Origin of the sequence: Neptunomonas concharum (genome assembly GCF_008630635.1) — a bacterium.
Lineage (GTDB): Bacteria > Pseudomonadota > Gammaproteobacteria > Pseudomonadales > Balneatricaceae > Neptunomonas > Neptunomonas concharum.
Map to the genome: position 1 here is coordinate 1,983,335 of NZ_CP043869.1, position 16,173 is coordinate 1,999,507.

At 43.7% G+C, this 16,173-nt stretch carries 15 protein-coding genes and 1 tRNA gene; 4 read left to right on the plus strand and 12 right to left on the minus strand.

The window, feature by feature from the left end:
- Nucleotides 1–37 precede the first annotated feature (37 nt).
- The 3 genes from F0U83_RS09240 to F0U83_RS09250 are packed head-to-tail and all read right to left on the minus strand — an operon-like array spanning nt 38 to nt 2,959.
- Nucleotides 38–1,366, minus strand: a complete 1,329-nt coding sequence (locus tag F0U83_RS09240; RefSeq protein WP_138988264.1) for a TRAP transporter large permease — start codon at nt 1,364–1,366, stop codon at nt 38–40.
- A gap of 40 nt (nt 1,367–1,406) precedes the next feature.
- The gene (locus F0U83_RS09245; protein WP_138988265.1) at nt 1,407–1,922 is read right to left on the minus strand and encodes a TRAP transporter small permease; all 516 of its coding nucleotides are present in this window, start codon (nt 1,920–1,922) and stop codon (nt 1,407–1,409) included.
- Nucleotides 1,923–1,933: 11 nt separating this feature from the next.
- Nucleotides 1,934–2,959, minus strand: coding sequence for a TRAP transporter substrate-binding protein (locus F0U83_RS09250; RefSeq protein ID WP_138988266.1), 1,026 nt, complete (start codon nt 2,957–2,959; stop codon nt 1,934–1,936).
- A gap of 508 nt (nt 2,960–3,467) precedes the next feature.
- On the opposite strand from F0U83_RS09250, the gene paaX reads away from it, so the two are divergent.
- Nucleotides 3,468–4,388: a phenylacetic acid degradation operon negative regulatory protein PaaX gene (paaX, locus tag F0U83_RS09255; protein WP_138988267.1), complete on the plus strand. Its 921-nt coding sequence runs from the start codon at nt 3,468–3,470 to the stop codon at nt 4,386–4,388.
- Nucleotides 4,389–4,504: 116 nt separating this feature from the next.
- Nucleotides 4,505–5,077, plus strand: coding sequence for a DUF2889 domain-containing protein (locus tag F0U83_RS09260; RefSeq protein ID WP_138988268.1), 573 nt, complete (start codon nt 4,505–4,507; stop codon nt 5,075–5,077).
- Here the strand turns inward: F0U83_RS09260 and F0U83_RS09265 are convergent.
- The 7 genes from F0U83_RS09265 to F0U83_RS09300 form a co-directional block, all read right to left on the minus strand.
- Nucleotides 5,074–5,394 carry a hypothetical protein gene (locus F0U83_RS09265; protein WP_138988269.1) on the minus strand — a complete coding sequence of 107 codons (321 nt, stop codon included), beginning with the start codon at nt 5,392–5,394 and terminating at the stop codon, nt 5,074–5,076. The genes F0U83_RS09260 and F0U83_RS09265 overlap by 4 nt on opposite strands.
- Nucleotides 5,395–5,479: 85 nt before the next feature.
- Nucleotides 5,480–6,046 (minus strand): hypothetical protein, encoded by a 567-nt coding sequence (locus F0U83_RS09270; protein WP_138988270.1) that lies wholly within the window; start codon nt 6,044–6,046, stop codon nt 5,480–5,482.
- 118 nt (nt 6,047–6,164) lie between these two features.
- Complete coding sequence (locus tag F0U83_RS09275) at nt 6,165–6,962, minus strand: sulfotransferase (protein ID WP_138988271.1); 798 nt, start codon at nt 6,960–6,962, stop codon at nt 6,165–6,167.
- Nucleotides 6,963–7,052: 90 nt separating this feature from the next.
- A complete protein-coding gene (locus F0U83_RS09280) occupies nt 7,053–7,709 on the minus strand; it encodes a C39 family peptidase (protein WP_170221873.1) in 657 nt (218 codons plus the stop codon).
- Nucleotides 7,710–7,813: 104 nt separating this feature from the next.
- Nucleotides 7,814–8,197, minus strand: a complete 384-nt coding sequence (locus F0U83_RS09285) for a hypothetical protein (protein WP_138988273.1) — start codon at nt 8,195–8,197, stop codon at nt 7,814–7,816.
- Between the two features lie 893 nt (nt 8,198–9,090).
- A complete protein-coding gene (locus tag F0U83_RS09295) occupies nt 9,091–10,440 on the minus strand; it encodes a hypothetical protein (protein ID WP_138988274.1) in 1,350 nt (449 codons plus the stop codon).
- Nucleotides 10,441–10,932: 492 nt separating this feature from the next.
- Nucleotides 10,933–11,009 (minus strand) — tRNA-Arg (locus F0U83_RS09300).
- 230 nt (nt 11,010–11,239) lie between these two features.
- On the opposite strand from F0U83_RS09300, the gene folD reads away from it, so the two are divergent.
- On the plus strand, nt 11,240–12,091 hold the full coding sequence (gene folD, locus F0U83_RS09305; protein ID WP_138988330.1) for a bifunctional methylenetetrahydrofolate dehydrogenase/methenyltetrahydrofolate cyclohydrolase FolD: 852 nt from the start codon (nt 11,240–11,242) through the stop codon (nt 12,089–12,091).
- 66 nt (nt 12,092–12,157) lie between these two features.
- On the opposite strand, the gene cysS is transcribed toward folD, so the two are convergent.
- Both cysS and F0U83_RS09315 read right to left on the minus strand, forming a co-directional pair.
- Entirely contained in the window at nt 12,158–13,552 is a 1,395-nt protein-coding gene (gene cysS / locus F0U83_RS09310) for a cysteine--tRNA ligase (protein ID WP_138988275.1), read from the minus strand.
- 111 nt (nt 13,553–13,663) lie between these two features.
- Nucleotides 13,664–14,563 (minus strand): hypothetical protein, encoded by a 900-nt coding sequence (locus F0U83_RS09315; RefSeq protein ID WP_138988276.1) that lies wholly within the window; start codon nt 14,561–14,563, stop codon nt 13,664–13,666.
- Between the two features lie 109 nt (nt 14,564–14,672).
- Here F0U83_RS09315 and F0U83_RS09320 point away from each other — a divergent pair, with 109 nt between their 5' ends.
- On the plus strand, nt 14,673–16,172 hold the full coding sequence (locus F0U83_RS09320) for a glycosyltransferase family 39 protein (RefSeq protein ID WP_138988277.1): 1,500 nt from the start codon (nt 14,673–14,675) through the stop codon (nt 16,170–16,172).
- Nucleotide 16,173 lies beyond the last annotated feature (1 nt).

The window sequence follows — 16,173 nt, forward strand, 5'->3', positions numbered from 1 at the left end:
GAAAAAAGGGTGCCTTCGCACCCTTGAATTAGTTAACTTACCGATAGAGCAGCTCAGGAAGAAACAGCGAAATCTGCGCTACCAGCGTAATCAGCAATAATCGGAATATGTCAGCACACCAGAAAGGCGTAACCCCTTTAAAAATGGTTGAAGCCTTCACATCGGGCAACACCGCACTTAAAACGAATACGTTCATCCCCACCGGTGGAGTAATCAGACTGATCTCTGTTACAACTACGACAACAATTCCAAACCATACTAGGTCAAAACCTAAGCTCTGCACCAAAGGGAAGAAAATTGGTACAGTTAATAGCAACATCGAAAGGCTTTCAAAAACCATGCCTAGCACGATGTAGATCAACAAGATGGCAAAAATCACCATCATCGGAGAGACATCCAGCCCAGACACGAAGGTCAATAAATCAGCAGGAAGACCTGCCCGATTGATGAAGTTTGAGAATATCAATGCACCGATCAAAACAGCAAACAACATCGCTGAAGTACGAGCGGTATCGGTCAGAATATCGAACAAACTGCCAAAACTAAGAGAACGACGCGCCAAAGCGATAACAAATGCGCCACCGGCACCGATACCTGCCGCCTCTGTTGGCGTAAAGATACCTAAATAGATGCCACCCATTACTACAGTAAACAGGATCAAAACACCCCATACACCGTTTAGAGCCTGAAGGCGCTCTTTCCAAGTAAACTTTTCACCACAAGGGCCCGCTTCAGGATTGCGCCATACAACCCAACGAACCGCAGCTAAGTAAAGCAGAATACCCAGAAAGCCTGGAATAAAACCTGCCGCAAACAGTTCTCGAATACTGGTTTCCGTTAACAAACCATAAATAACCAAGATAACACTAGGCGGAATCAAAATACCCAGAGTACCACCAGCGGCGATAGAAGCTGTCGCTAAAGAATCAGCGTAACCGTACTTACGCATCGGCGGCATAGCTACCTTCGCCATCGTCGCAGAAGTAGCTAAGCTCGATCCGCAAATAGCAGAGAAACCACCACAAGCAACGACAGTCGCCATAGACAGACCACCTTTACGGTGCCCTAAAAAAGCATAAGACGCTCGGTATAGTTCTTGCGATAATCCGGATTTCGTTACCAGATTACCCATTAAAATAAATAAAGGAATGACTGACAGGCTATATTCCTGAGCCGTATCCACAATTCGTTTCGACGCCATACTAAGCGACGAATTCCAATTAAAGTCAGCGATGTTATCGAAGGTCAGCCCTTGAACTGCCGCAAAACCAAAGAAGCCTACAATACCCATTGAAAAGGCAATGGGTATCCTCACAACAACAATCAGTAACAGTAGAATGGCAAAACCGATTAACGCAGTTGTCATACTGTGATACCTATAATATTAATAAAGACAAGACGCGGAATTAATCGCGATTCTGAATAATCTGATGGTAAATACCGTAGGTAATCATCAAAGCAGCCGTAGCCCAACTCATCACAGCGATATACTGAACAATGTAACCCACCGGAATTTCCAGCAACTCAGTAATTTCATCCCGACGCAGTGAGCGCTCAGCTAATTCAAAAATTCGAACGCCTAAAAAGTACATAGCAGACGACATCAAAAACGCTGATAACAGCCCAAGTACTTTCAATGCAACGCTGCCCCACATTTTGTCTAAAATATCGACAACAACATGCCCGCCACGCCAAGTAATTACAGGCATCTCAGCAAAGACCAATATTGCAATACCGATCTCTGTTAACTCGGTTGTACCATCTACAGAATTACCGAAGAAATAACGACCTACCACATCCGCGCAGGTCAGGAACATCAATAAGAACAACGTAACGGCAGCCACCAATTCCAGAGCAAAGGCCAGCCAACGGACTGGCCCTTTCTCTTCATAGTGCGCTGTTAACCAGGCACTAAATGCCATAGTAAAACTCCTTACTTACCGTAGCTACGTGCGATTTCACGTAACTCTTCAAGGGCTGCTTTCGCATCCACTTTACGGTCAGCCACATGTGCAACCCATTCATTATCCATGCCTTTTACTAGATCACGGAATTCCTGAGCCATTGCGCCATCTTCTGCTACCTGGTTTACAGAAACACCATCCGCCAGAGCGGCTTCTAAGCCCTCTTTATCTGCAGCATCCCATGCAGCACCCGCCATTGCAGATAGTTTTTCACCCGAAACAGAACGGATTGCCTCGCGATCTTTTTCGCTTAATCCATCCATGAAATCAGGACTGATGAACATGGCAAAGCTTCCTAAGTACATACCACCTGGCAACGCGACAACGTGCTTAGCTACTTCCTTCAAACGAAGAGATTTCTGCTCACCCATTGGGATAAAGACGCCATCGATCACACCCTGTTGCATCATTTCGTATACTTTAGGTGCCGGTGCGCCAACAGCTGTCACATCCATACGCTTACCTAGCTCACCCTGAACACCACCGCCTAAACGAATCTTCTTGGACTTAAGGTCAGCCAAGCTGTTAATTGGGTTTGCCATATGGATCTGGCCCGGGCCATGGGTAAATAGTGCTAACACTTCAAGGCCATCATGTTCTTGCGCCTTGGCAAAATATTTATTGTGGACACGCCAATGAGCAACGGAAGCCGCCTCTGCGCTTGCTCCCATCAGTGGCTGCTCAACCCCCTGGGTCAACTTAAAGCGACCAGGAACATAGCCGTGGTAGCTGAAGCTTGCATCTACCGCACCATCCTCAACCAACTCAAACATCGTCTTGGGATGGCCCAAGCCATACTCCATTTCAACTTTGACACGGCCTTCGGTAGCTTCTTCAACCCATTTAGCCCATGTAGGCCAAACTACAGCGTTTTGAGCATGCGTAGGAGGTAACCAGCTACCAACACGCAAAACGGTTTCGGCCATAACTGAAGTAGAAAGCGACATGCCTAGTGTCACAGCACCCGCAACTTTCAGGAAGTTTCTTCTTATCATTGACTTGCTCTCCTGGCTTTGAGGAATCACTTGTGGTCATACCAAAGTGAAGTTTCTATTGTTATTAGTATCTTCCGGCGCCCCGGCATACAGAGAATCTCTAAAAGAACTCTACACACCTATATGACTAGAGACAGTTTTTTTGTATCACAAATAACTTATCTCAACACCAAAATATTGATATTTGTCAAAAGATACCCGATTTTCTATAGGGAATAATCCCATCCTTAAGCAGAAGATTATTTCCTAGATAGAAATTATCTTCTGCTTATTGAGTGCCCTCACCCTCTGTATCTGAATAAACATTCAAGAAACAATAATGACACAAAATAAAAATACTAAGTTAAATTAGTGTATCATTTGATGCATGTCAACTGCTTAACTACTAGTCCATTCGCCTAACACCTACACTTTGTGGTGTTGCCCGTACTCTATGAAGCCCGTAAAATCAGAGACTTAGGCCAAGCACTTTTCAATAGTCCCCGTGGGAAATGTGATACACATACGAATGAATAGATTAAAATGCATTGACGACCTCGTAGAAGAATTCAAGAACCAACGCCCTATTCGCGGTGGCTCTCTCATTATTACGATTTACGGTGATGCAATCGCGCCCCGTGGCGGATCTGTTTGGCTCGGCAGCCTGATTAGCCTATTAGAACCTTTAGGGCTCAACCAACGCCTTGTGCGCACCTCTATATTTCGACTCACTAAAGAAGGATGGCTTACCTCAAACCAAGTAGGTCGGCGCAGTTACTACAGCCTGACAGACTCTGGTCGTCGTCGCTTCGAAAGCGCTTTTAAGCGCATATATGCAGAGCTTTATCCTGAATGGAAAGGCCAGTGGGACATGATCATCACCACGCAGTTGGACAATGAGCTACGTAAAGTATTGAAAAAAGAGCTCGAATGGCAAGGTTTTGGCAACATAGCACCGGGCATTATGGCGCACCCAATGGCAGACATGGCAGAGATCAACAGCACCCTACAAGAGCTCTGTGTGACTAATGAAATTATTCATATGAAGTCCTCACTCCTTGAAAACCAAACCTCAGCGCCCCTAAAGGAGCTGGTGCATGAATGCTGGAACCTAGAAACCTTAAGCCAGGATTATCAAGTCTTTCTCGACCGTTTTCGTCCCATTCTCAGAACACTGGATGGGCAAACCGACTTAGACCCGGAACAATGCTTCCAGCTACGCACATTACTGATCCATCATTATCGACGCCTGCTGCTACGCGACCCTCGGTTACCCGAAAAACTGTTACCTGCTGACTGGGTTGGCACATCAGCTAGAATACTCTGTCGAAACATTTATCGACAGATCTTCCAGCCAGCAGAACTTTACTTATCAAAAACTCAAGAAACCGCTGACGGACCACTGCCTGACCCTGCACCTCATTTTTTCAAGCGATTTGGTGGCCTTTAATCATCCATTATCACTAAAAAAATGGACATATAATATGATACATTTTTTAGCCCCCAAGGAGCCGTAATGCTATATAATTCGCTGCTCATATAAGATAATTCGACGAAAATAATCCTATGCCGTTATCAAAACCAGCCCCAAGAACACAACAACATACACGGACCGTTGTTTGTAAAGGTTATCGACGAGATGACGGATTATGGGATATCGAAGGCCATCTGGTTGATGTAAAAGATCACAGCATCACCTCTAAAGAACGTAATCAAGGCGAGATACCTGCTGGCGAACCTATTCATGATATGGCGCTACGTATCACCATCGACCTAGATTTAAATATCGTAGATGCTGAAGCCACAATGGACTTCACCCCCTTTCAGCACTGCAAAGGGATAACTCAAGCCTACAAAAAACTGATTGGAGTGCAGATTAAGCCGGGATTTACCAAAGTAACAAAGACCCTATTTAGTGGAGAAAACGGCTGCACACACCTGTTAGAGCTATTGGGGCCCATAGCTACAGCAGCCTATCAAGCAACTTATCAAGATAGAGAGAAAGAAGAAAACTGGGAACCTGGCAAGCCACTTCCACCTGTTATGAACACCTGCCACACATGGAACCAGAGAAGCCCAGTCGTACAAAAACACTGGCCACACTTTGCACTCTTTGATTCTGACAACACTAAGGCTTAACGCCCCCAATACTGATCTATAAGGGTAGATAATTGGTCTGCAATAAAACCCTCGAAGTGACCAATCTCCTCATTAAACAGCGCCAGAAACTTTCCCGCTTGGTCGCTGTTAATCATTTTACCCATCACGCCATACTGAACTTCAGGCACACGTTTATCAGTACGTGGCACGACTTCCCAATGAACAAAACCTAAATCTAACGCCATCAGTTGTTTTTGTGCAAACGTACAAAACTTTTCTATATGGTTTCCGCCATCCGGCCCAAGACAACCTGCTTCCACGTTGCAGATAACACGTAATTTTTGGTGATTTTGCAAGCAAGCCCCTCCCTTACCCGTCAATTCCATATTTTTTAAAGTATCAGTATAGGACAGATATCGACATTTGTAGCCAGAGCTTGAACTAATTTCCTTTTAAAAACTGTAAGATAGCGTTCTCTTGCTCAAACAGGCTAAGGTTCTTAACAACATCATAAGGCTGTTCCGTCAACGAAGAAGGCTCCCACTCACTACGCTCATTCTCAAAAAAGTTACCGCCATACACATGAATTGCCGCAGTAAATGCGGAGGTAGGATTTGTTACCGAATGAATAATGTTTGCCCCCAGCGGCTGCACCTCAGTAGAGCCAATCGTTTTAGCACCTGCCGCCTCAATCCGGTTTGGCTCATCTTTGAGTCGACGCCACAAGATATTATCTTCGCGACCGCAATACACCCCAATGGACGCCCACATATTGTGGTTATGAGGTAATAATGTCATTTTAGGCGCCCACACCACATTGACGATCGTTAACTTGTCCGATACATAGAGCTTTTCGATCTGAGCCTTCTCTGGCCAACCTATTTCAGCATAGATCGAATCCGGATCGGCCACAGCCTCCGTTAGTAGGGCTGTGATTTGCTTATGCGCATCGGCATCATTAATGACTGCTAGACAAGAAGAGATAAAAGATTCAAGCTTAAACGCCATAAATACATATCCTTAGTTCAATTTTCCTAAGGTTAACACCAAGCCCTCATTGGTGAATATACACCGAACATATAAGATATGAGGAAGCCCGTAGGAACAGGCAACAGACTGCATATCTTTATCGTAATAGCCGGTAGCCGAAGAATTTGAGTAGTTCTCTATTAGAACTCAACTGCTCGCTAATATATTCTACTTCCTCACTAGATAGCTTCAAGATTTGCCGTTCATTTTGATTGGATATAGGTTGAAGCTTATAATCTTTTACTCTTACATTAGCGTCAGGGTTAATAGAATCAGAAATTTCCTTTGGTATTTTCAACATATCAATTATAGCTGACGGCTGCCGGCAAAATGATTCATACGTTAAAAGGGGAATATTGCGGCTTAAGACTAGTTCTTGAATTTTATTACTTCTCATTACCCAAGCTTTTACCAACCCACTTAATACACCTTTCCTCTCGTGTAAACTCAAATTATCTGCATCATGATGACGGTATAGAATACTTGCGCAATTCGCGTATGGGTCACGATTGTTAGCGATAAAAGAACAATCACGGAACTGAGATGAAAGCTTGTCAAGCCTCATCATATTTGGCGGGCTTTTCTCTATAACCACATCAATATTTTGAGTTAACCGCTTGACCTGCTGATACACATTTAACCACGTTGCTTTTATAGACAAATAGTTTACCTCCTTTTTAGGATCCCACCTATCTGCCTCACACAACCCTGGAATAAGCCACTGCCCCTCCCCTCTCGACTGAAGAATCATTGTTCTATGACTTGTATTTAACAGCTCGGCTAACGCTGTTGAACCAGAGTAAGGGGGAGTAATAATAAATAAAAAATGAGGTTGATCATTTTCATCAAATTTTGGCAAAGGCCATCGGTCCTGGCTTCCTTGTAAAAAGCTCATCGCTACCCTATTTGAGTTAGTTATGGTTTGGCTATGTGAACGAACGCTACTATAACCTATTTACCTAAAAGGGCTAATACAAGTTAGCTTCTATAGTTGCACGTCCAACTGATCACGTTTCAAGTTAAATGCTATAGCATTGTAGTGAAGCCATCTTTGATCAAAGTTCCACAACTGCAAAAACTCGTCATAAGTCTGTGTTACCTTCTTACTTGAATCAGCGTCATTTAGGTACACAATTTTTTTACGTTCATCGTATCCAGTGACTATACGGTAATGACCTCTTGATTTAGGTAATCTCCAGTATTGATGCACAATAACTGGTACACCGTCCGAAACATATTGCTTTACCCTCTGGAACATCTCGTTTCGTTTAACCACCTTCTGCCTTTTACTTAGCGGCTCGCGCTCCAACATTATGTTTTTTGTTTCACCAAACCTTTTAAGAAACTCACGCATATTAATTGTCCCAGTACCCGGATACTTACTCCAATCAATAGGGGTTTTAAAAATACCAGAATTTTTATATCTTTTGGAGTTAGGAAATTGTACCAACATCGACTTCGCTATATCATACTGATCATACTTACTAACCCCCCAGTATCTAAATAGCATCTCTATCGTAGCCGGACCACAAAGCGATTTACCTTGTTTCACCACTGGCACATCTAGTTGCACCTTATTCTTAATTTCTGCCTCAGTAATTGGACTAAAAAAAGCCAACAACAATATAAAAAGCCTGCCCACACTGCCTCCATTCACTAAAATATAAATTTTAAAATAAATTAGAAATTATAAAAAATCCCACTTATCTCAAAAACAACTCAACCCAATATCAAAACTAATATATATTATTTTTGTAACTCAGCTTTAATCTTACTAGTAATATTACGAATACTTTCTGCATTTTCTTGAATCAAAACCAACTGTTTTAAGCCACGTTTCACCCTATTTTTGGTAGCCCCATCTGACTTTGAATATTCTTTAAATGCCGAAGTAGCCGCCTCCGTTTCTACCTTAAAAGATTGAAGACCAGTCGTTGAGAATTTTTTATATTTTTCACACACCTCACCTTCCCAACCATTAGTTTTATTAGTCTTCACCTCTATTAAGCAATCTATAGCAAGCTCTCTGTAATCTTGAGAAAGCCTTGCTAAATCTCTCAAATCACTTACTTCATCTGCAAACGACACAGAGCAGCACATGAAAAGATACATAGCCATTAATAATTTCATCCCTTTCCTCTCCTTTTAAGTTTCAAAAAATAATGTCTTTTTATCCGTCATATAAAATAACATCCTCTATATGATGTCATGATTATTCCATACTTCACCTGGATTAAAGTTATGCGCGCAACTTGACCATTGAGACCAGATACAATGCTGCATTCGTAAGTAAGCGTTATTATCAATGCACCTTTATCTAAAACCTTGGATAATTATTAACAAAAACCTCGGTCAATTTACGAAAAAAATAAACGTCACTTACATTATTAAATGAAAGATAAGATCTTTCATTGACATAACTAATTACTTTATTAGCATTGACCACATATGTAACCACGACAAGATCATGAAGCGATTGCCTAGGGATTCGGTTAAATATGTATAAATAGATTATAGATATCGCCCAAGCAAGAACAATTAGAGGGAGAAAAGATAGGAAAAAGGTCAACCCCAACAAGAAACCAACAAGGCCGAGAAGCAACGAATCAACAACAAGTGCCCCTATTCTTCTCCAAAAACTAGCAATCCAGTTTTGTTGTATCCCTTCAGACATTAGCTAATTTAACTCCTAGAGTGCTAAAGCAGTCCCTTTATGCACACACACAATACCCTTCCTTGCTTGTAAGTCAGGAAGCAGTACAACTCGTTACTTTTTAAAAGCTTGTCGGAAGGAATCTTGAGGAGGCGTCCTTGTTAATACCCATGCACAATATTGCCCTAACCTGCGCGTTTTCTTCCTTGAAGCTTTTTACTATCGCTGATTCTAGACCTGTTTTACCAATTGTCCAGTACAAAAGCGTGATGCTGGTAAGACACCCAAACCATGTTTCACCCTCAATTAAAGGGCACTGTTGATTCAATAGTGCTAAATCGTATCTGGCTATAGAGCCTTCAATTGTAGCTTATTCATAGTTGTGTTTTGACAATAGAGAATAATTGGCAAGAGTGTTACCACCGTTCAATGTTCCATTCTCGAAAGTTGTTAGTCTAAAGCCTAAAATATAGGGGCTAGCGTGAAACCACGTTACATTACTCACAGGATTGACGATAACACCATTCAGATGCTCCACATACTCAGAAGCAGAATTAGTAACGATAGGCCTAGAGCTATCAAAGGATAAAACATTTACTGCGTTACAAAGGTTGAGAGAAATACTCTCTTCTGGAGCGGGCGGTCTAGGTGTATACTCTAGATCCTCAAAAAAGATATTTTCAGATTGTACCCCATTACCAGTACTGAAAAACGTATGAGGCGATGCCAGCCTACCACTTATAACAGAAGGGTCGTCTTCTTTAGGTGTCGCATAAAAGCTATCACAGTATTTCGTCTTTCCATTAGATGCTAACTCGAAAGGTTTATAATTAGCATATCCAGCTAGCGGATATGTTATTACCCAGTCTGTTTTTGCATTTATCTCATCCAGAACGACGACCTCATTACTGATATCACCTTCTTCCAAAGCTCCGATTACAGCCCGAATACCACCTCCATATGTACCTTCTCCACCTTTAACCTGAGATAGATCCAAAATAGTGTTGCTAGCTTTTAGGTGAGGTAAGTCGATTTCTGTATCAATAAAAGCTGTCGGCAGATACTCAGAAGCAAGGCCTTTTCCTACATTCACCAAATTTGCTTTACCTTGCATCTCCGGTCGCCCACGGGATAAAAGCACTCCACTTGATGAATCCGAAGCCCATAAGCCAGACCTCCATGAGTTCATGAAATCATCGCAATCAGAATCCTTTTCCCAACCAGACTCTCCATATAAATCCAGATAATTATTCGTGACATAGAGCTCTATACTTCCCAAGCTATTCTCAAGAACAAACTCTGTACCAACTCCACCGTAATGAGCTAAAGCAATGTTTTTATTACCGTCAATTAAGCATGTACCTTCAGCTACTCTGAGTATGGATTTACCTTCAGCATTGGCACTGATACTTGCCCTAAAGTTTTCATAGCTTTTCAAGTAAATATTGAATGCTTCTGTTACTTCCCCCGTTTCTGGGCTACGCACCTTCATGTGCAAAATCGGTGAGAGTCCGCGAGAATGTCTATCCGTATCACCTAAGACATTAATATAGGTATCCCAACCATTTTCAGTCGTATAAAAGGGAAAAATCAGAACGCTTCCTTTGCCGTTTTCTGATAGCTTTACTGGTGTAGGGTCATATGCTCCCCAAGCAGGAAATGTTAGAAACAGAAGTGTCCCAATGATATTTTTGACAATCCATTTCTGGAAGTTGCTCATGTTAAGTTCCTTCTAGTATTGAGAGCATTAACTCTTACAGGCCAGCCTTATAAATCTGGAGACAATATAGCTTATATGAATCGTCGATGAAACACCTCAGAGCATTAGTAACTGCTAACAAGCAGAATCACAAGGCAAGCCCTAACAGGAAGTAATAGAGCATTAAGGGAAGCTTAGAAACATAAACTGGATCGCAAACTTTTCAAAGAAGTAAACAGATGGCTAGCTGATTCTGATATGTACTTGAAGGAAGGAACGAGCATTGATGCATAACGAGGCTTGATACACATAGCGAATTACTTAAATGCCTAGTAACCACGAAATTTGCTTTTATTTGAGTGCTCTGAGTTTTGAAATAGCAAAAGGCCCAAGAAAGATCCAATATTACACACATAAAAGCGGTTATATGGTCACTATGATCATGGTTACTAGGCTGAAGGCCACGCAACTACAAGGAATGTGGTACAGAGTGGTCAGTATAAAGTGCCGAAATGGCGGGGCTAGCAGGATTCGAACCCGCGACCGTCCGCTTAGAAGGCGGATGCTCTATCCAACTGAGCTATAGCCCCATATAGGGAATTTTAAGACCTTTATAAGGCCCTGCTGCTGAACCGAGATTCAAAGGCCTCATAAAGGAGGGCGTATCCTAAAGCAGGGTATAAAAAGCGTCAACCGCTTTTTTCACTGAGTTTGTAACGAAAGCCTCACTTATTCGCCTAACGGCTATTGGCGCAAGGGGCTGAACATGAGAAAATTCGCGCAGTTTTTTCTTAAGCCAGCCTCAGGAATCACCCATAAGATGACCGCACAGATTATTGACGGAAAACAGATTGCTGCCGATGTACGTCGCCAGGTAGCTGCTCGTATTGAAACTCGCATCTCCCAAGGGAAGCGCGCTCCGTCTCTGGCTGTGGTTATTGTCGGCAATGATCCCGCTTCTCACGTTTATGTACGCAATAAAAAAAATGCCTGTAAAGAGGTGGGTATTGAGTCGATCTCTTATGATCTTCCTGAAACTACGACGCAGCAAGAACTGCTCAATTTGGTCGATGAGCTGAACCATAAAACTGATATTGACGGTATCCTTGTCCAATTGCCGCTACCTGCAGGTTTAGATGGTAACGAGATTCTTGAACGCATCAAACCAAGCAAAGATGTCGATGGTTTCCATGCATTCAACTTAGGGCGCTTAGCACAACGTATGCCGGTACTACGCCCTTGTACGCCTAAAGGCGTGATGAAACTGCTAGAGTCCACAGGTGTAGATCTTCATGGTCAAGAAGCGGTTGTGGTGGGTGCTTCCAATATCGTTGGCCGCCCTATGTCCCTTGAGCTTTTGCTGGCCGGTAGCACCGTTACTACCACTCATCGTTTTACCCGCGACTTAGCTTTCCATGTTAAGCGTGCTGATATTGTCGTGGTTGGGGTAGGCAAGCCCAATCTGGTTAAAGGCGAGTGGATTAAGGAAGGGGCGATTGTTATTGATGTGGGGATCAACCGTATGGATGATGGTCGCTTGGTCGGTGATGTAGGCTACGATGAAGCAGTTGAGCGCGCTGGATGGATTACGCCCGTACCGGGCGGTGTTGGACCAATGACGGTTGCTTGCTTAATGGAGAACACATTAGAAGCTGCCGAGATGAAAGACTAACGCCTTATATCAGGCCAACCCATAAAAAAAGCGAGCTACGGCTCGCTTTTTTGGTGCAAGCATTGATTAGCCTTCACGATACCAAGTTGTACCTTCTCGGCTATCTTTGAGAATAACACCCCGCTCTGCCAGACGCTCACGAATAAGATCCGCCTGTGCGAAATCTTTGGTCGCTTTCGCCTCGACACGCTCAGCAATCATTTGCTCAATCACTTCGGCCGTTAGCTCGCCCTCTTTGGCATCGCCTTTCAGGAAAGCATCAGGCTCTTGTTGCAACAAACCAATAATACCGGCCAATTCAACCAGCTTAGCCGCCAGTGCCGAAGCTTGTTGTGGGGTTGTTTGCTTGCACTTGTTTAGCTCGTTGACCAGTTCAAACAGAACAGAAATCGCTTTAGGCGTATTGAAATCATCATCCATGGCGGCAAAGAATGCTTGCTCTATCTCATCCACAAGTGGGTGTTGAGCCGTCGCGTTGAGTTCAACCCCCACCAGCGCTTGATAGAAACGTTCCAGCATCACCCTAGCTTCTTTCAGGCTGTCTTCGCTGTAGTCAATATAGCTACGATAATGAACCCGTGCTAAAAAGAAACGCACCACTTCTGCGTTGTATTTTTCAAGCACATCTCGGATGGTAAAAAAGTTACCCAGTGATTTAGACATCTTTTCACTGTTTACCCTAACCGGCCCCGCATGCATCCAGGTATTCACATAAGTACAACCATTGGCCGCTTCCGATTGAGCAATTTCATTTTCATGGTGCGGAAAAGGTAGATCAGGGCCACCGCCATGAATATCAAAGGTATCGCCTAGGCAGCATTTGGACATAGCCGAACATTCGATATGCCAGCCAGGGCGTCCAGCACCCCAAGGAGAATCCCAACTGACTTCACCTGCTTTGGCGCTTTTCCATAGTACGAAGTCCAACGGACTTTCTTTGGCTTCTTCTACTTCGATACGTGCGCCCGAGCGTAGTTCTTCGATATTTTTGTTGGTCAGTTTGCCGTACGTGGCGAACTTCTCCACACGGTAGTAAACATCGCCATTGGCAGCTGGGTAGGCATAACCTTTTTCGATCAGGGTTTGCACCATGGTGATAATATCATCGATATGGGCAGTTGCTCGTGGCTCCAAATCAGGACGCAACACGCTCAGTCTATCCTCATCTTCATGCATTGCCGTAATCATGCGCTCAGTTAGCTGATCAACCGGCTCGTTGTTCTCATTAGCACGCTTGATGATTTTATCATCAACATCCGTGATATTTCGCACATACTTTACATTCCAGCCACGTGCCCGTAGATAACGGGTAATTACGTCAAAACACACCATGACTCGCGCATGTCCGATATGACAGTAGTCATAAACGGTGATACCACAAACATACATATTGATATGCCCTGGTTGCAGCGGTTCAAAAGGAGCTTTCTTCTTCGTAAGTGTGTTGTAAATCTGGAGCATAAGCTGCCGATCTCTTTCCTGAATAGATAAAATTGACCTGTCCGACGCATTCGGAAGGGCGAATATTATAGTAGAAATCATCCACGAAGTGGGGGATTTATCCTGCCCTTTTTATGGCGTCTGCGTTAAAACAATCCTCGCCACTTGTTGTTTTCCAAGAGGGCTATCTTCGGATGTAACCAGCAAGCTACTGCTACTTTCCCATGACACCGCTTCCCACTGCCCGTATGGCAAAAGCAAATGATAACGCGCGCTCTGCCAATCCAAGATCCCCTCTTTTACATCAACAAGCCAGACAAAAGATTGCCCAAACACACTGGCTTTTTTATACCCTAACAGGGCTAACTTACCAGTAGCTGAGTGGTAATCTGCCGCTGTAATCAAGCCATTGACGGGCAATGTCATTGTTGGTGCAACGATCTGCGAGCGCGTTTTAGGATCTAATATATAAAGCCGCGACTTTAGGTCCCCACGATTCTTGGTAAATACCCATATTTGCCCATCTACGAGCGTTACTGCTTCACAGTCGAAATTATTTTCTTCAGGCTTTGGATAAGAGGGACGATCATCATAACTATAGATAAGCTTATCGAATGTAACATCCCCTTTATTATCTGCGCTTTCGAGGTCAGCCCACGCAACACGATAGATCTGCAGCACACGTCGATGGCTCAGGTTACTGCCGCAATCTGCCACATAAAGTAATTGCTCATCCTGTGCCAGTGACTCCCAATCGATATTTTCAGCACCTTTCAGATCGACCCGTTTACTAAACTCATAAGTTTGCTCATCAAAGGCATAAACAGACGCTTTCCCACCGCTGTCATTGATGGTCCATAGATAACCACCATGGCGCGCTAAACCGGAGGTTTCATCCACTTTTTTCGGCCAGTAGCGCAACGTTTCAACGTTATAGATTTCACCTTGCGTTTGCTCAGCCCCCGATGAGACTGCACACCCTGCAAATATAAAAGGAGCTACGAGTAAAACTGTAAGTGTCCGAAACATCATACGACCGCCAACAAACCGTAAAAAGAAGTTAACCTCTACACCAAAACGCCATCTGATATGGTGCTATAATGCCGAACCATTTTTACACAGAAGAGACGCTTAAAACAGTATGTCCCATTCGACTCTGGCACAGGATAAAATGCCTACAGCTTTCGCACTGTTTAGTGGTCGCAATCTGGCTTTTTTCTTGATTGCGATTACCTTATATCGAATCCTGTCACTCATGCAGCCTCAGGTCTCTCTATTTTACGATGAAGCCTATTATTATCACTGGTCGCTAAACCTTGACTGGGGCTACTACTCAAAACCACCCATGGTTGCATGGGTCATCGCACTGTTTACTAACCTGTTCGGGCATAGCGATGTTGCTGTCAAAATGGGTGCTCCGATTTTATATAGCGCCACCGCCGGTATTCTTTTCTTCATTGGTAGACGACTATGGAGCACGGCTGCGGGTGTAACGGCTGCATGCGTGTTTTCTTCCGTTTTATTGGTTGGCTTTAATAGCCTCTTTATTACGACCGATGCACCTTTGTTATTTTTTTGGGCGTTAAGCACGTATCTCTTTATCCGTGCTGTTGACAGCAACCACTGGCAAGACTGGATAACCCTTGGGGTATCTGTTGGTCTGGGCATGCTCAGTAAGTACACCATGGGCGCCCTACCGATGGGGTTGTTCATTTTTATGGCGCTTTCCCCTAGCCATCGCCCGCTGCTGTTTACTGCAAAACCTTGGGCGGCTGCACTATTGGCAGGGCTGATTTTCTCCCCTAATATCTATTGGAACTACCTACACGACTTTGTTACGCTCAGCCACACCTCAGATATCTCCCAACTGGATCGACAACTTTTCCACCCTGACAAATTGGCCGAGTTCGTTTTCAGCCAACTGTTAGTCTACGGCCCTATTTGGAGTTATTTTTTATTACGTCAATGGTTCAGCAAACATGCACGATCATCCCTACCCCATATAGGCTTGTTGCTTGCGCTCTTTTTGCCGCTCTTTTTAGTCATTTCTACTCAGGCGTTACTTTCTCGGGCTTTTATTAACTGGGCTGCCCCTTGCATTATTGGCGTTGCGCTGTCTGTTGGTTATTTTTTAAGCCAACACCCTAAAAAGTTGTTGGTCGGTTTAGCTGTACAGCTACTGTTAGTAAGTACCTTTTATCATTGGCCCTTTATTTTAAATGGGCTAGGTATTGAACCCACACGCAAAAACAACGTCTACCAACGGACAGAAGGCTGGCCACAACTAGCACAGCAAATTGCTCCCATTTTAAAGAGCAATCCGGATGCTTTACTCACCAGTCCCTCTAGAAAACTATTAGCCTACGTCGGTTTCTACGGCGATAGCGGAGATTTGAGAGTAGCTCGTTGGAACTCAAACCCAGACAGAATTGATGATTATTACGATCTTTTTTTCAACCTAAGAACGTATGAAAACCAGCCCCAACAGGCATTTATTGTGATCGACAACATACCAGTTGTACCTGAACGGCTAGCACGATTTGATAGCTGCTCTGGTGCAACGCACTTTACACAACCGGTTTTTAAAGATTTAACCCGCGAGCTCTATTTGTATATATGTCGCGGGTTCAAAGGGTATTAAA

Coding starts and splice junctions, on each gene's coding strand:
- cysS (WP_138988275.1), bottom strand. CDS start 13,552: ATGCTCCAGATTTACAACACACTTACGAAGAAGAAAGCTCCTTTTGAA.
- F0U83_RS09240 (WP_138988264.1), bottom strand. CDS start 1,366: ATGACAACTGCGTTAATCGGTTTTGCCATTCTACTGTTACTGATTGTT.
- F0U83_RS09270 (WP_138988270.1), bottom strand. CDS start 6,046: ATGGCGTTTAAGCTTGAATCTTTTATCTCTTCTTGTCTAGCAGTCATT.
- F0U83_RS09320 (WP_138988277.1), top strand. CDS start 14,673: ATGTCCCATTCGACTCTGGCACAGGATAAAATGCCTACAGCTTTCGCA.
- F0U83_RS09260 (WP_138988268.1), top strand. CDS start 4,505: ATGCCGTTATCAAAACCAGCCCCAAGAACACAACAACATACACGGACC.
- F0U83_RS09315 (WP_138988276.1), bottom strand. CDS start 14,563: ATGATGTTTCGGACACTTACAGTTTTACTCGTAGCTCCTTTTATATTT.
- F0U83_RS09275 (WP_138988271.1), bottom strand. CDS start 6,962: ATGAGCTTTTTACAAGGAAGCCAGGACCGATGGCCTTTGCCAAAATTT.
- F0U83_RS09285 (WP_138988273.1), bottom strand. CDS start 8,197: ATGAAATTATTAATGGCTATGTATCTTTTCATGTGCTGCTCTGTGTCG.
- F0U83_RS09245 (WP_138988265.1), bottom strand. CDS start 1,922: ATGGCATTTAGTGCCTGGTTAACAGCGCACTATGAAGAGAAAGGGCCA.
- F0U83_RS09295 (WP_138988274.1), bottom strand. CDS start 10,440: ATGAGCAACTTCCAGAAATGGATTGTCAAAAATATCATTGGGACACTT.
- F0U83_RS09250 (WP_138988266.1), bottom strand. CDS start 2,959: ATGATAAGAAGAAACTTCCTGAAAGTTGCGGGTGCTGTGACACTAGGC.
- folD (WP_138988330.1), top strand. CDS start 11,240: ATGACCGCACAGATTATTGACGGAAAACAGATTGCTGCCGATGTACGT.
- paaX (WP_138988267.1), top strand. CDS start 3,468: ATGAATAGATTAAAATGCATTGACGACCTCGTAGAAGAATTCAAGAAC.